Source organism: Ramlibacter sp. bp-362 (genome assembly GCF_054956735.1).
The window spans coordinates 212,854-226,802 of sequence record NZ_JBUDXE010000005.1 but is presented as its reverse complement, the minus strand read 5'-3'; the positions used below and the strand labels follow the sequence as shown (position 1 = coordinate 226,802).

Here is a 13,949-nt window from a genome sequence, read left to right as displayed (position 1 = left end):
GAGAGGAGGTGGCAGCGGCAGGGACGCCTGCGCTGCGTTGCACAAGTATCATAGCCCGCCATGAACAAAGCACCCGCGCAGGACGGATCCGGCTTCAGCTACAGCCGCGCCGATTTCGAGGAACTGGTCGACTTCGCCCTGGCGCACGCGCGCAAGCTGGGGGCCAGCGATGCCGGTGCGGAGGCTTCCGAGGGCTGCGGCCTGAGCGTTTCCGTGCGCAAGGGCGAACTGGAGACGGTGGAGCGCAACCGCGACAAGTCGCTGGGCATCACCGTCTACGTGGGCAGCCAGCGCGGCAATGCCAGCACCTCCGACTTCTCGCGCCCCGCGATCGAGCGCACGGTGCAGGCCGCCTACGACATCGCCCGCTTCACGGCGCAGGATCCGGTGGCGGGCCTGCCCGACGCCGAGGACGTGGCGCCGGCCAGCGCCCACCGGGACCTCGACCTGTTCCACCCCTGGGACATCACGAGCGAGCAGGCGGCGGAGCTGGCGATCCGCTGCGAGCGGGCCGCCTTCGCGACCGACAAGCGCATCACCAACAGCGAGGGTGCCGGCGTGTCGGCGCAGCAGAGCCATTTCTTCAGCGCGCACTCGCACGGCTTCCGCGGCGGCTACGCCAGCTCGCGGCATTCGATCTCGGTGGCGCCGATCGCCGGCCGCGGCGAGGACATGCAGCGCGACGCCTGGTACAGCTCCATGCGCTCGGCCGCCGAGCTCGCCTCGCCGGAAGCCATCGGCCGCTATGCCGCGGAGCGGGCGCTGGCGCGGCTCAAGTCGCGCAAGATCCCCACGCGCGAATGCCCGGTGCTGTTCGAGTCGCCGCTCGCCGCCGGGCTGCTGGGCGCCTACGTGCAGGCCACCAGCGGCGGCTCGCTCTACCGCAAGAGCAGCTTCCTCGTCGATTCGCTCGGCAAGCAGGTCTTCGCCGACCACGTGGACGTGCTGGAGGATCCCTTCGTGCCGCGCGGCAAGGGCAGCGCCGCCTTCGACGAGGAGGGCGTGCGCACGCGGGCGCGCAAGGTGGTGGACGCAGGGCGGGTGGAGGGCTACTTCCTCAGCAGCTATTCGGCGCGCAAGCTGGGCATGCGCACCACGGGCAACGCCGGCGGCTCGCACAACCTGTCGCTGACCTCGCGCCGCACGCAGCCGGGCGACGACCTGCCGGAGATGCTGCGCAAGCTGGGCACGGGGCTCTTCGTCATCGAACTGATGGGGCAGGGCGTCAACTACGTGACCGGCGACTACTCGCGCGGCGCCAGCGGCTTCTGGGTCGAGAACGGCGAGATCGCGTTCCCGGTGCAGGAGATCACGATCGCGGGCAACCTCAGGGAGATGTTCCGGGGGATCGAGGCCGTGGGTTCCGACGTCTACAACTACGGCGCCAAGACCGTCGGGTCCATCCTGGTGAACCGGATGAAGGTGGCCGGGTCCTGATCCGGGTCAGGAGGCCAGCGCCGCCTTCACCGCCGCGCTGACCTGGCCCATGTCGGCCTTGCCGGCCAGGCGCTGCTTGGCGGCGCCCATGACCTTGCCCATGTCGGACTGGCCTTTCGCGCCGGTCTCGGCCACGATCGCCTTCACCTCCGCCGCGATCTCGTCGGCCGACAGCCGGGCGGGCAGGTAGGCCTGCAGCACGGCTGCCTCGGCCTGCTCCCTGTCGGCCAGGTCCTGGCGGCCGGCCTTCTGGAAGGCCTCGATGCTGTCCTTGCGCTGCTTGAGCAGCTTGTCGACGATGGCGACCACGCCGACGTCGTCCAGGTCCAGCCGCTCGTCGACTTCCTTCTGCTTGATGGCGGCGGTGAGCATGCGGATCGCGCCCAGGCGCTCGCTGTCGCGGGCCCGCATGGCGGCCTTCATGTCCTCGGTGATGCGTTCCTTGAGCGTCATGTCCTTCTCCGAAAATGAAAAATGCCCGCCTGGGCGTCCCCAGGCGGGCATTCGTGGTGAGGCTGCGCCTGGGCTCAGTAGAGCTTCTTCGGCAGCTGCATGCTGCGCACGCGCTTGAAGTGGCGCTTCACGGCGGCGGCCTTCTTGCGCTTGCGCTCGGCCGTGGGCTTCTCGTAGAACTCGCGGGCGCGCAGCTCGGTGAGCAGGCCCAGCTTCTCGATGGTGCGCTTGAAGCGGCGCAGCGCCACGTCAAACGGCTCGTTTTCCTTGACACGAATGGTCGTCATGACTTCCTGAAAATCCATTGTGGCGGATGAAGATCGAGGGCATCCGCCGGGGGTTCCCCACCTCTAGGTCGATCAGGCCGGTGGGGGTTTGCCAGCAAAGCCCGAGATTATAGCTGCATGGCAAAGACCGGCAAGCGCGCTGGCTCGGCCGTGGCCCCGGCGGCCCCGCCCGGCGCGAAATGGGCCAGAATCGGAGCGTGGTCCCGTCCCGCCCTTCCGACGGCGAGCGGTTGCAGGAGCAGCGCCAGGTGCTGGGCCGCGCGGCGCGCCTGCTCGCGTCCGCCAGCGATTTCGAAGGCACGTTGCGGCAGACGCTCGCGGCGTGCCTGCCGGCGCTGGGCGACTTCGGTTTCTTCGACGTCGTCGCGGCGCCCGGCGAGGTCCGGCGCACGGTGGCGGCGCACGAAGCGCCCCACATCGAGGCCCTGCTCGCGCCGACCCAATGGGTGCGCCAGGTCCACCCCAGCCTCAACCTCTGCGCCCTCTCCACCGGCGAGGCGGCGCTGCACCCGCGCATCGGCGAGGAGTGGTACCGCCAGGTCGCGGCCAACGAGCAGCACCTGCGGCTGCTGCGGGAGCTGGCGTTCCATTCCATGATCACGGTGCCGGTGCGCTACCGGGACGAGCTGGTGGGCGCGCTGACGCTGTTCATGGGCGCGTCCGGCCGCACGCACACGGCGGACCACCTGGAACTCGCGGCGGAACTGGCGATCCTCGCGGCGCCGCTGGTGGTCACCGCCCGGCTGGTTTCGCAGCACGAGGCTTCCGAGGCCGCCCTGCGCCAGAGCAGCGAGCAGCTGCACATGGCCGTGGAGGCCGGCCAGGTCGGCATCTGGGACTGGGACATCGTGTCCGGCGAGGTGTCGTGGAGCGACCGCGTCTACGCCATGCACGGCATGACGGTGGGCAGCGACACCGGCGGGCTCGCCGGCTTCCGCGCCCGCGTGCACCCGGAGGACCTGCCCCGGGTGGAGGCGGCCCTGCGCTCGGCCCTGGAGGGGGGGCCGCAATATGCCGTCGAATTCCGTGCGCCGCTGGCGGACGGCAGCATGCGCTGGATCTCCACCCGCAGCGAGCTCGTGCGCGACGCGCAGGGCAGGCCGCTGCGCATGATCGGCGCCAACATCGACATCACCGAGCGCATGGAGCTGCTGGCCGCCGAGCGCAAGGCGCGGACCGAGGCCGAGGAGGCGCGGCACGGGCTCGACCTGCTCGCCCGCGCCGGGACCATGCTGGCCCGCGGCTCGCTCGACCCGGAAGAGACGCTGCGGGCGATCGCCGCCGTGATCGTGCCGGAGGTGGCGGACTGGTGCCGCATCGACCTGCTGGACGAACAGGGCACGCCGCAGGCACGGATGGCGCACCACAGCGACCCGGCGCGGGCCGCCCGGGCGCTGGAGGTGGCGCGCGGCATGCGCGCGTCGGCGGAGACGGTCGGCTCCATGGCCTGGTGCATGGCCCATTCGCAGCCGCACTATGGCCGCTTCAGCGAGCCGCCGGAAGCGGACGATCCCGTGCTGAAGGAGTACACCGGCATGTTCGGCATGCGCGTGCACTACATCGTGCCGCTGGTCGCGCGCGGCCGCACCATCGGCGCGATGGGCGTGGTGCAGGCGGAGTCGGGGCGCGACCTGGCGCAGGCCGACCGCACGCTGGTCCAGGAGCTCGCGCATCGCGCGGCACTGGCCCTGGACAACGCCCGCGCCTATGCCGAGGCCGAGGCGGCCCGCCGGCAGGCGGAGAACGCCAGCCGCGCGAAGGACGAGTTCCTGGCCATGCTGGGCCACGAACTGCGCAACCCGCTGGCGCCGATCGCCACCGCGCTGGAGCTGATGTCCCGGCGCGATGCCGACGCGCACCTGGAGGAACGGCGGATCATCGGGCGGCAGGTGCGGCACCTGTCGCGCCTGATCGACGACCTGCTCGATGTCTCCCGCATCACCCGGGGCAAGGTGGACCTGCAGCGCGAGGCGATCGACCTGCGCACCGCGGTCCGGCAGGCGCTGGAACAGACGCAACCCGTCTTCCAGCGCCGCGCCGCCCCCGTGCAGGTCCGGCTGCCGGAGCGCCCGGTGTGCGTGCACGGCGACCTCACGCGCCTCACGCAGGTGCTGTGCAACCTGCTGGCGAATGCCGCCAAGTTCACGCCCGCCGACGGCGAGGTGCGGCTCGCGCTGGACGAGGCGGGCGGGCAGGCCGAACTGGTGGTGGAGGATTCCGGGCGCGGCATCGAGCCGGAACTGCTGCCGCAGGTGTTCGACCTGTTCGTGCAAGGCCACCAGGCGCTGGACCGCCGGTCCGGCGGCCTGGGCCTCGGCCTGGGGATCGTGCGCATGCTGGTCCGGATGCACGGGGGCGAGGTGCGGGCCGAAAGCGACGGGCCGGGCCGGGGGAGCCGCTTCACCGTGCGCCTGCCCACGCTGCCGGAGGAGGCGCTCGCCCCCGAGGCCGCCGACGCGCTGCAGGCGAAGCCGTCCTCCTCCGCTGGCCAGGCGCGGCTGCTGGTCGTCGACGACAACACCGATGCGGCGCAGACCCTGGCCGACCTGCTGCGGGTGCTGGGCTACGAGGTGCGCTGCGCGGCCGACGCCGGCAGCGCGATGGACCTGCTGGACGGCTACGTACCGCAGCTCGCCCTGCTCGACATCGGCCTGCCCGGCGAGGACGGCTACTCGCTCGCGGCCCGGATGCGGGCCGACGCGCGCATGGCGGACGCCCGGCTGGTGGCCCTGACGGGATACGGCAGCGACAAGGACCGTGAGCGGGCGCTGTCCTCCCACTTCGACGAACACCTCGTCAAGCCGGTGAGCCCCGATCGCCTGTTCGCGACGCTCGACCGCCTGCTGGCCCGCCGCTAGGCCGCCAACGCCCGCGCGCACGCGAACCCGCTCGCCCACGCCCACTGGAAGTTGTAGCCCCCCAGCCACCCCGTCACGTCCACCACCTCGCCGATGAAGTACAGCCCCGGCTGGCGCGACTCCAGCGTCTGCGAGGACAGCTCGCGGGTGTCCACGCCGCCCGCCGTCACCTCCGCCTTGCGGTAGCCTTCCGAGCCGGTCGGCACCAGTTCCCACCGCGACAGGCGCCCGGCCAGTTGCTGCAGCGCGCGGTCGCCGGCCTCGTTGACGGGCCGCTGCCAGGCCGGGTCCTGCTGCACCCAGGCCTCGGCCAGCCGCGCCGGCACCCACTGCGCCAGCTCGTTGGCCAGCTTGCGGCGCGAGCGCGCCTTGGCCTGCAGCAGTTCCTGCGCGAGGTCGCGCCCCGGCGCCAGGTCCACCTGCAAGGCGGCGCCCTCGCGCCAGTAGCTGGAGATCTGCAGGACGGCCGGGCCGCTCAGCCCCCGGTGCGTGAACAGCAGGTCCTCGTCGAAGGCCATGCGCTCCTTGCGCGCGCCGGTGGCGATGCGCACCGGCAGCGCCAGCCCGGCCAGCTGCGCGAACGGCGCCCAGGCGGCGCCGTCGAAGGTGAGGGGCACCAGCGCCGGCCGCGGCGGCACGAGCTCCAGGCCGAACTGCTGCGCGACGCGGTAGCCGAAATCGGTCGCGCCGATCTTCGGGATCGATAGGCCGCCGGTGGCGATGACGACCGAGTCCGCCTGCACGGTGCCGCGGCTGGTCTCCACCTCGTAGCCGGCCGCGCCGTGCCGGATCGCGCCGACGGCGCAGGGCTGCCAGTGCGTCACGCCGCCGGCCGCGCATTCGGCCAGCAGCATGCGGATGAAGTCCTCGGAGGAGCGGTCCCCGAACAGCTGGCCCTTGTGCTTCTCGTGGAAGGAGATGCCGTGGCGCTGCACCAGCGCCAGGAAGTCCGCCGGCGTGTAGCGGGCCAGCGCGGAGCGGCAGAAGTTCGGGTTCTCGCCCAGGAAGTGCTTGTGCGGCGCGCGCGGATCGAGGTCGCGGTTGGTGAAGTTGCAGCGGCCGCCGCCGGAGATGCGGATCTTCTCGGCGACCTTCTCCGCGTGGTCCACCAGGAGGACCTTCACGCCCAGCTGGCCGGCGACCCCGGCGCAGAAGAGGCCGGCGGCGCCAGCGCCGATCACGACGGCATCGAAGCGGGCGGGGGAGGGGGGCGCGTCCGGCATGGACGCGCATTATCGGTGCGGCCTCAGGCGGCGCGCGTCCGCGGCAGGGCTTCCCGCGCGAGGGCGACGCCGCGCACCACGTCGCCGACGACGATCACCGACGGGCTGGCGAGCCCCTCGCGGGCGATGGTGGCGGCCAGCTCGCCCAGGGTGGTGACGCAATGGCGCTGCTGCGGCAGCGAGGCGCGCTGCACCACGGCCACGGGCGTGCCGGCGGGCAGGCCGGTGAGCAGGTCCTGCTGGATGCGGCTCGCGGTGCGCACGCCCATGTAGATCACCAGCGTGAGGCGCGCCTGGTGCGCCGTCGCCGCCAGCGCCTTCCAGTCCGGCGCGTCGGCGCCCTGCCGGGGATGGCCGGTGATGAAGATGACGCCCTGCGCATGGTCCCGGTGCGTGAGGGCCACGCCCAGGGTGTTCGCCGCCGCCAGGCCGGAAGTGATGCCGTTGACCACCTCCACCGCGACGCCGGCCGCGCGCAGGTGCTCGACCTCCTCGCCGCCGCGGCCGAAGATGAAGGGGTCGCCGCCCTTGAGCCGCACCACGTTTTCGCCCTCGCGGGCGGCGGTCACCATCAGCTTCTCGATGAAGGCCTGCGGCGTGCTGCGGCAGCCGCCGCGCTTGCCGACGTGGACGACGCGGGCCTGCGGCGACGCATGCGCCACGACTTCGGGGCTGACCAGGTCGTCCACCAGCAGGACGGTGGCCGCCCGGATCGCCTTGAGCGCCTTGAGGGTGAGCAGTTCCGGGTCGCCGGGACCGGCGCCGACGAGGGTGACCTTGCCTGTGTTCATGCGGTGGCGAGATGGAGGAGGTGTTGTCCTTGCAGGGCGATCGATGCCGGCACGGGCACGCGCCCGGCCAGCACGTCGGCGATGTAGCGTGCGGCCCCCTGCGCGTCGGGCCCGGTGGGCAACGCCGGCAGGTCGGTCAGCGTTCCCTTGCGGCCTTGTTCCAGGACGAAGCGCTCGCCGCGCACGAAGCCCACCATCTCCGGCAGCCGGCGCGCATCGGCGACGGCCTCGCCTTCGGTGCCGCGCAGCAGCAGGGCCGTGCCGCGCATGCGCGCGAACACCTCGCCCATGGACACCGCGTATTCGGGATGGGTGTAGCTGCCGACGATCACCGCCGGGCCGGCGCAGGGATTCATCAGCTTCACGAGGCTGTGGGCGCTGTTGCGCAGGCCGATGGCGCGGCGCGCGTCCAGCAGGCGCTTCAGGCCGGGGCACAGCAGTTCGGTGGGAACGAAGGCGACGCGGCCTGCCTGCAGTTGCGGGACGGCGGTCGCGGCGGGCAGGTCCAGCGCCTCGAAGACCTCGCGCACGGCGACACGGCCCTCTTCGGTGGACGTGCCGTGCACCAGCACGGGCAGGCCTTCGCGCGCCAGCAGCAGCGCCAGCAGCGGCGTGAGCGCCGGCAGCCGGCGGGCGCCGTTGTAGCTGGGCAGGACGATGACGGGCTGGTCGCCGGCGGCCCTGACGTGCCGCAGCCGCTGCTGCGTCGCGTCGAGGAAGCCGCACATCTCCTCCGCCGTCTCGCCCTTCACGCGCATGGCGATGCAGAAGGCGCCGACCTCGAGGTCCGTGACCGTGCCGTCGAGGACCTGCCCGAACAGGTCCGCCGCCTGCGCGCGGTCGAGCGAACGCGCGCCCTGGCTGCCGCGGCCGATCTCCTTGAGGTACTGGCTGATGCCCACGCGCAATTGTCCCAGAGGGTTGATGACTCGGCGTTATGAGCAAAGATGGCGCAGGCTCAGCGGCGCGGCCCCGCCTTCGGCGCTTCCGCGTCGATCGCGAGCGTCGCCAGTTCCACCGCATCCAGCAGTACGGCGCCGCCCTCCACGCGGCAGGAGAATCGCTGCGTGCAGCCCTCGTCGGGCGCCCGCGCGCAGCCGTCCTCCAGGCCGATCGTCCAGTTGTGCAGCGGGCAGGCCACGCTGGTGCCGAATACGATGCCCTGCGACAGCGGCCCGCCCTGGTGCGGGCAGCGATCGAGCAGCGCGAAGACTCCGCCGCTGTCGTTGCGGAACACGGCGACATCGAGGCCGCGCGGGCGCGCGACGCGCCGCGCGCCCCGCACCGGGATGTCCTCCACCCGGCAGACCACCTGCCACTCCTTCGCCTTCATGCCGCCTGTCCCTCCGCCTGCAGCCTGCTGAACTGGCGCGTGTCCACGCCCGCCTTCTCCGGTTCCGACCAGGGGTCGGGTTCGCCCTCCAGGGCGGATTGCAGCCGCGCCCACAGCGCGTTGCGGCCCGCGAGGTCGTCCACGACGCGCTTCTTCACGTGCTCCAGGCCGACGCGCGCCAGGTAGTGCACGGTGCGTTCCAGGTACCAGCCTTCCTCTCGGTACAGCTGCAGGAAGGCGCCGCTCACTTCCAGCACCTCCTCGGCGGTCTTCACCTTGCAGAGGAACTGGCCCGCCTCGGTCTTGATGCCGCCGTTGCCGCCGACGGTGATCTCCCAGCCGGAGTCGACGCCGATCACGCCGACGTCCTTGATGCCGGCCTCGGCGCAGTTGCGCGGGCAGCCGGAGACGGCCAGCTTCACCTTGTGCGGCGCCTGCATGCGCCACAGCGCGCGCTCCAGCGTCTTGCCCATGCCGGTGGAGTCCTGCGTCCCGAAGCGGCACCACTCGCTGCCCACGCAGGTCTTCACCGTGCGCAGCGCCTTGGCGTAGGCGTGCCCGGAAGGCATGCCGAGGTCCTGCCAGACGCCGCGCAGGTCCTCCTTCTTCACGCCCAGCAGGTCGATGCGCTGGCCGCCCGTGACCTTCACCGTCGGGATGCGGTACTTGTCGACGACGTCGGCGATGCGGCGCAGCTCCGACGCGCTCGTCTCGCCGCCCCACATGCGCGGCACCACCGAACAGGTGCCGTCCTTCTGGATGTTCGCGTGGCTGCGCTCGTTGACGAAGCGCGACTGCGGGTCGTCCTTCGCCTCCCTGGGCCAGGTGGAGAGCAGGTAGTAGTTCAGCGCCGGGCGGCAGGAGGCGCAGCCGTCCGGCGTGCGCCATTCCATGAAGCGCATCGCGTCGGCGATCGTGAGCAGCCGGTTGGCGCGGATCGCGTCGCGTACTTCCTGGTGGCTGTGGTCGGTGCAGCCGCACATGGCCTTCCTGCGCGGCGCGGCGGAGTAGTCCCCGCCGGCGGTGAACATGAGGATCTGCTCCACCAGGCCGGTGCAGGAGCCGCAGGACGCGCTGGCCTTGGTGTGCTTGCGCACGTCCTCCAGCGTGAACAGCCCCTGCTCCTTGATCGCCCGGCAGATCGCGCCCTTGCTCACGCCGTTGCACCCGCAGACCTCGTCGCCGTCGGCCATCGCGGCGGCCTTGTTGCGGCCGGCATGGCCGGCGTCGCCCAGGCCGGAGGCGCCGGCCACCAGCTTCTCGCGGATGTCGCGGATCGTGCGGCCCTCGCGCAGCAGCTGGAAGTACCAGCTGCCGTCCACCGTGTCGCCGTAGAGGCAGGCGCCCACCAGCTTGTCGTCGCGGATGACCAGCTTCTTGTAGATGCCCGCGCCGGGGTCGCTCAGCACGATCTCCTCGGCGCCTTCGCCGCCCATGAAGGCGCCGGCGGAGAACAGCTCGATGCCGGTCACCTTCAGGCGCGTGGAAGTCAGGGAGCCGGTGTAGCGGCCGATGCCGAACTGCGCCAGCTGGTTGGCGGCCACCTTGGCCTGCTCGAACAGCGGCGCCACCAGCCCGTAGGCGACGCCGCGATGGGACGCGCACTCGCCCACCGCGTAGATGCGCGGATCGGTGACGGTCTGCAGCGTGTCGTGCACCACGATGCCGCGCTCGCAGTGCAGGCCGCAGGCTTCGGCGAGCTCCGTGTTGGGGCGGATGCCCACGGCCATGACGACCAGGTCGGCCTCGAGCTGCGAGCCGTCGGCGAACCGCACGGCCTGCACGCGCCCATCCTCGCCTCCGACCAGCGCGCTCGTGCGGGCGCCCATGCGGAACTTCAGGCCGCGTTGCTCCAGCGACCGCTGCAGCAGGCGGCCCGCGGCCTCGTCGAGCTGGCGCTCCATCAGCCAGGGCATCACGTGCACCACGGTGACGTCCATGCCGCGCTTGGCGAGGCCGTGGGCCGCTTCCAGGCCCAGCAGCCCGCCGCCGATGACCACCGCCTTGCGGTAGTTCGCCGCCGCCTCGATCATGGCGTGGGTGTCGGCGATGTCGCGGTAGGCGAGCACGCCGCGCAGGTCCTTGCCCGGAATGGGCAGGAGCACCGGGTTGGAGCCGGTGCACAGCAGCAGGCGGTCGTAGGGCGCCTCGGTGCCGTCGGCGGCGCGCACCACGCGTCGGCGGCGGTCGACCTGCACCACCTTCGTGCCGGCGTGCAGGCGGATGCCGTTCCGCTCGTACCACTCCCGGGAGTTCAGGACGATCTGTTCCAGCGTCTGCTCGCCCGCCAGCACCGGCGACAGCAGGATGCGGTTGTAGTTCGGGTGCGGCTCGGCGCCGAACACCGAGATGTCGTACAGCCCCGGCTGGATCTTCAGCAGTTCCTCGATGGTGCGCATGCCGGCCATGCCGTTGCCCACCATCACCAGCTTCATCTTCTCCATGGCTTCAGAGCGCTACGCGCTTGGGCGCGGTGCGCACGTGGGTGGAATACAGCGCCAGGCCGACGAAGGTGAGGCCGCCGACCAGGTTGCCCAGCACGGTGGGGATCTCGTTCCAGAGCATGTAGTCGGCCACGGAGAACCTGCCGCCCAGCATCAGGCCGGAGGGGAACAGGAACATGTTCACCACCGAGTGCTCGAAGCCCATGTAGAAGAACACCATCACCGGCATCCACATGGCCAGCACCTTGCCGGTGAGGCTGGTGGACATCATGGCGCCGACCACGCCGGTGGACACCATCCAGTTGCACAGCACGCCGCGGATGAACAGCGTCAGCATGCCGGCGGCGCCGTAGGCCGCGTAGCCGAGCGTGCGGCTCTCGCCGATGTGGCCGATCTTCTCGCCCACGACGTTGGGCGCGATGGAGAAGCCGAAGGTGAAGATCACCGCCATGAACAGCGCCACCGTGAGCGCGCCGGCGAAGTTGCCCAGGAACACCAGCGACCAGTTGCGCAGCACGCCGCGCAGCGTGACGCCCGGCCGGCGGTCGATCAGCGCCAGCGGCGCCAGGGTGAAGACGCCGGTCAGCAGGTCGAACCCCATCAGGTACAGCATGCAGAAGCCGACGGGGAACAGGATGGCGCCCACGAGCGCGTTGCCGGTCTGCACGCTGATGGTCACCGCGAACGCGGCCGAGAGGGCCAGGATCGCGCCGGCCATGTAGGCGCGGATCACGGTGTCGCGCGTGGACATGAAGATCTTGGATTCCCCCGCGTCGACCATCCTGGTCACGAATTCGGTGGGGACGAGATAGGCCATGGAGACTCCTGGGTGGAAGGAAACACCTTTCCCCAAGCAGGCTCCGTGCCAGCCGCCACGCACGCTTTTCGTGCGCCGCTACACTGCCCGCATGATCGTGCTGGGCATCGAATCCTCCTGCGACGAGACGGGCGTCGCCCTGGTCGAGACCGGCGCCGCCGCGGTCCCGCGCCTGCGCGCGCACGCCTTGCACAGCCAGGTGGACATGCACCAGGCCTACGGCGGCGTGGTGCCCGAACTCGCGAGCCGCGACCACATCCGCCGCGTGCTGCCGCTCGCGCAGCAGGTGCTGGCGGAGTCGGGTGCATCGCTCGCCGACGTCGACGTGGTCGCGTACACGCGCGGCCCGGGGCTCGCCGGCGCGCTGCTGGTGGGCGCGGGCGTGGCCTGCGCGCTGGGCGCGGCGCTGGACCGGCCGGTGCTGGGCGTGCACCACCTGGAAGGGCACCTGCTCTCGCCCTTCCTCGGCAGCGACCCGCCGTCCTTCCCTTTCATCGCGCTGCTGGTCTCCGGCGGCCACACGCAGCTGATGCAGGTGGACGGCGTCGGCCGCTACACGCTGCTGGGCGAAACGATCGACGACGCCGCGGGCGAGGCCTTCGACAAGTCGGCCAAGCTGCTGGGCCTGGGTTACCCGGGCGGGCCGGCGCTGTCGAAGCTGGCGGAGCAGGGCGATCCCGCGGCCTTCAGGCTGCCGCGCCCGCTGCTGCACAGCGGCGACCTCGACTTCTCCTTCGCGGGGCTCAAGACGGCCGTGCTGACGCAGGTGCACAAGCTCGGTGCCGACCTGCCGGCGCGCCGCGCCGACCTGGCCGCCGCCACGGAGGCGGCGATCGTCGAGGTGCTGGTGAAGAAGTCGCTGGCCGCGCTCGACCGCAGCGGCCTGGACCGGATCGTGGTGGCCGGGGGCGTCGGCGCCAACCGGCGGCTGCGCGCCCAGCTGGACGCCGCCTGCGCGCGGCGCCACCTGCGCGTGCACTACCCGGAGCCGGCCCTGTGCACCGACAACGGGGCCATGATCGCGCTGGCCGCGGCCATGCGGCTGCAGGCGGGCGTGCAGGAAGCGCGGGCGGCCTACGCCTTCGACGTCAAGCCGCGCTGGCCCCTGGAGGCATTGGCGAATTCCTGACGGGGTTTCCCTCAGTCAGCGGCAGCGCGACCCGTGCCTAAGATGAAGGCATGAGCGTTCCCGCCAGCTCCATGCCGCCCTTCGACGACCCGGCCGGCACCTGGAACCGCCGCTTCTCGCAGGCCGGCTACCTGTTCGGCACGGAGCCGAACGGGTGGCTGCACGCCCATGCGGACCGGTGGGAAGCCGGCCAGCGCATCCTGTCGGTGGCCGATGGCGAAGGACGCAACAGCGTGTTCCTGGCGCAGCGGGGGCTGATCGTCGATGCCTTCGACATTTCCGAGGTGGGCGTGCGCAAGGCGCGCGACTTCGCCCGCATCACGGGCGTGAAGGTGAACTTCGCGGTGGCCGACATCGCGCAGCTGCCCTGGCCCGACAACCTCTACGACGGCGTCGTGGCCATCTTCATCCAGTTCGCCGACCCGGTGCTGCGCTCGCGCATCTTCGCGGGCATGGTGCGCTGCCTCAAGCCGGGCGGCCTGCTGCTGCTGCAGGGCTACACGCCGCGCCAGCTGGAATTCCGCACCGGCGGCCCGCCGATCGCGTCGCACATGTACACGCCGGGGCTGCTTCGGGATGCCTTCGCCGGGATGGAGATCCTGGAGCTGCAGGAGTACGAGGCGGAGCTGGCGGAAGGCACCGGTCACAAGGGGCACTCGGCGCTCATCGGACTCGTGGCGCGGAAGCCGGCATGAAAAAGGCCCGCGCAAGCGGGCCTTTTGCCGCCATCCGGCGCAGGTTCACTGCACCGAAATCTGCCGCGCCGTCACCACGGGCTTCTTCTTGCCCAGGGTGAGGGTCAGCACGCCGTTTTCCAGTTTGGCGCTGGTGGCGTCGGCGTCGATCTCGGCCGGCAGCTCGTAGGCCAGCTTGTACTGGCGGGCGGCTTCCTTGGCCGTCTGCACGCGGACGACGGTGCCGTCGACGTCGATCGCCAGCTGCTCGCGGCTCACGCCCGGCAGGTCGAGCGACAGGGTCCAGGCCTCGTCGTTCTGTTCCACCTTCAGGCCGTCGAAGGCGCCGAAGAAGGAGTCGTTGAGGAAGCGCTCGAAGCTGCGGTCGAAGGACCGGGCGGGCGCGAAGGCGCGGCTGCGAAGGGCGGGTGCGTAGAACATGATCAAACTCCTTGTCGCTATCGGGGTGGGGCGCGGCGCGATCGGTGCCCACGCGTCCCTTA

Annotated in this window: 13 protein-coding genes; 4 read left to right on the top strand and 9 right to left on the bottom strand. The window is 71.5% G+C overall.

The features are described from left to right. Nucleotides 1-60 precede the first annotated feature (60 nt). Nucleotides 61-1,437 carry a metalloprotease PmbA gene (pmbA, locus tag ACY0MJ_RS08995; RefSeq protein WP_462638044.1) on the top strand — a complete coding sequence of 459 codons (1,377 nt, stop codon included), beginning with the start codon at nt 61-63 and terminating at the stop codon, nt 1,435-1,437. A 6-nt stretch (nt 1,438-1,443) separates the two neighbouring features. On the opposite strand, the gene ACY0MJ_RS08990 is transcribed toward pmbA, so the two are convergent. Beyond that, nucleotides 1,444-1,890 (bottom strand): GatB/YqeY domain-containing protein, encoded by a 447-nt coding sequence (locus ACY0MJ_RS08990; RefSeq protein ID WP_462638043.1) that lies wholly within the window; start codon nt 1,888-1,890, stop codon nt 1,444-1,446. Nucleotides 1,891-1,964: 74 nt separating this feature from the next. Further along, nucleotides 1,965-2,177, bottom strand: a complete 213-nt coding sequence (rpsU, locus tag ACY0MJ_RS08985) for a 30S ribosomal protein S21 (RefSeq protein WP_104301834.1) — start codon at nt 2,175-2,177, stop codon at nt 1,965-1,967. Between the two features lie 197 nt (nt 2,178-2,374). On the opposite strand from rpsU, the gene ACY0MJ_RS08980 reads away from it, so the two are divergent. Then, nucleotides 2,375-5,035 carry a hybrid sensor histidine kinase/response regulator gene (locus ACY0MJ_RS08980; RefSeq protein WP_462638042.1) on the top strand — a complete coding sequence of 887 codons (2,661 nt, stop codon included), beginning with the start codon at nt 2,375-2,377 and terminating at the stop codon, nt 5,033-5,035. Here ACY0MJ_RS08980 and ACY0MJ_RS08975 read toward each other — a convergent pair. From ACY0MJ_RS08975 to ACY0MJ_RS08950, 6 genes are read right to left on the bottom strand one after another with little or no spacing between them, the layout of a single operon-like run. Then, nucleotides 5,032-6,258 (bottom strand): BaiN/RdsA family NAD(P)/FAD-dependent oxidoreductase, encoded by a 1,227-nt coding sequence (locus ACY0MJ_RS08975; protein ID WP_462638041.1) that lies wholly within the window; start codon nt 6,256-6,258, stop codon nt 5,032-5,034. The two genes, ACY0MJ_RS08980 and ACY0MJ_RS08975, sit on opposite strands and share 4 nt — an antisense overlap. A 23-nt stretch (nt 6,259-6,281) precedes the next feature. Continuing rightward, nucleotides 6,282-7,049 carry a uroporphyrinogen-III C-methyltransferase gene (gene cobA / locus ACY0MJ_RS08970; protein WP_462638040.1) on the bottom strand — a complete coding sequence of 256 codons (768 nt, stop codon included), beginning with the start codon at nt 7,047-7,049 and terminating at the stop codon, nt 6,282-6,284. Next, nucleotides 7,046-7,951, bottom strand: a complete 906-nt coding sequence (gene ybiB / locus ACY0MJ_RS08965) for a DNA-binding protein YbiB (RefSeq protein WP_462638039.1) — start codon at nt 7,949-7,951, stop codon at nt 7,046-7,048. The genes cobA and ybiB overlap by 4 nt, the downstream gene beginning before the upstream one ends. 56 nt (nt 7,952-8,007) lie before the next feature. Further along, nucleotides 8,008-8,382, bottom strand: coding sequence for a nitrite reductase small subunit NirD (nirD, locus tag ACY0MJ_RS08960; protein WP_462638038.1), 375 nt, complete (start codon nt 8,380-8,382; stop codon nt 8,008-8,010). Continuing rightward, entirely contained in the window at nt 8,379-10,826 is a 2,448-nt protein-coding gene (gene nirB / locus ACY0MJ_RS08955) for a nitrite reductase large subunit NirB (RefSeq protein WP_462638037.1), read from the bottom strand. The genes nirD and nirB overlap by 4 nt, the downstream gene beginning before the upstream one ends. Before the next feature lie 4 nt (nt 10,827-10,830). Beyond that, nucleotides 10,831-11,643 (bottom strand): formate/nitrite transporter family protein, encoded by an 813-nt coding sequence (locus ACY0MJ_RS08950; RefSeq protein WP_462638036.1) that lies wholly within the window; start codon nt 11,641-11,643, stop codon nt 10,831-10,833. A gap of 91 nt (nt 11,644-11,734) precedes the next feature. Between ACY0MJ_RS08950 and tsaD the strand changes: the two genes are divergently transcribed. Together tsaD and ACY0MJ_RS08940 are read left to right on the top strand one after the other, a co-directional pair. Continuing rightward, complete coding sequence (tsaD, locus tag ACY0MJ_RS08945) at nt 11,735-12,772, top strand: tRNA (adenosine(37)-N6)-threonylcarbamoyltransferase complex transferase subunit TsaD (RefSeq protein ID WP_462638035.1); 1,038 nt, start codon at nt 11,735-11,737, stop codon at nt 12,770-12,772. Nucleotides 12,773-12,822: 50 nt separating this feature from the next. Beyond that, nucleotides 12,823-13,467 carry a class I SAM-dependent methyltransferase gene (locus ACY0MJ_RS08940; RefSeq protein ID WP_462638034.1) on the top strand — a complete coding sequence of 215 codons (645 nt, stop codon included), beginning with the start codon at nt 12,823-12,825 and terminating at the stop codon, nt 13,465-13,467. Nucleotides 13,468-13,512: 45 nt separating this feature from the next. Here the strand turns inward: ACY0MJ_RS08940 and ACY0MJ_RS08935 are convergent, their stop codons facing one another. Next, the gene (locus tag ACY0MJ_RS08935; protein WP_462638033.1) at nt 13,513-13,887 is read right to left on the bottom strand and encodes an Hsp20/alpha crystallin family protein; all 375 of its coding nucleotides are present in this window, start codon (nt 13,885-13,887) and stop codon (nt 13,513-13,515) included. Between the last annotated feature and the right edge of the window lie 62 nt (nt 13,888-13,949).

Bases quoted from the DNA above. Each gene is read 5' to 3' on its own strand.
- pmbA (WP_462638044.1), top strand. From the start codon at position 61: ATGAACAAAGCACCCGCGCAGGACGGATCCGGCTTCAGCTACAGCCGC.
- ACY0MJ_RS08990 (WP_462638043.1), bottom strand. From the start codon at position 1,890: ATGACGCTCAAGGAACGCATCACCGAGGACATGAAGGCCGCCATGCGG.
- rpsU (WP_104301834.1), bottom strand. From the start codon at position 2,177: ATGACGACCATTCGTGTCAAGGAAAACGAGCCGTTTGACGTGGCGCTG.
- ACY0MJ_RS08975 (WP_462638041.1), bottom strand. From the start codon at position 6,258: ATGCCGGACGCGCCCCCCTCCCCCGCCCGCTTCGATGCCGTCGTGATC.
- cobA (WP_462638040.1), bottom strand. From the start codon at position 7,049: ATGAACACAGGCAAGGTCACCCTCGTCGGCGCCGGTCCCGGCGACCCG.
- nirD (WP_462638038.1), bottom strand. From the start codon at position 8,382: ATGAAGGCGAAGGAGTGGCAGGTGGTCTGCCGGGTGGAGGACATCCCG.
- nirB (WP_462638037.1), bottom strand. From the start codon at position 10,826: ATGGAGAAGATGAAGCTGGTGATGGTGGGCAACGGCATGGCCGGCATG.
- ACY0MJ_RS08950 (WP_462638036.1), bottom strand. From the start codon at position 11,643: ATGGCCTATCTCGTCCCCACCGAATTCGTGACCAGGATGGTCGACGCG.
- tsaD (WP_462638035.1), top strand. From the start codon at position 11,735: ATGATCGTGCTGGGCATCGAATCCTCCTGCGACGAGACGGGCGTCGCC.
- ACY0MJ_RS08940 (WP_462638034.1), top strand. From the start codon at position 12,823: ATGAGCGTTCCCGCCAGCTCCATGCCGCCCTTCGACGACCCGGCCGGC.
- ACY0MJ_RS08935 (WP_462638033.1), bottom strand. From the start codon at position 13,887: ATGTTCTACGCACCCGCCCTTCGCAGCCGCGCCTTCGCGCCCGCCCGG.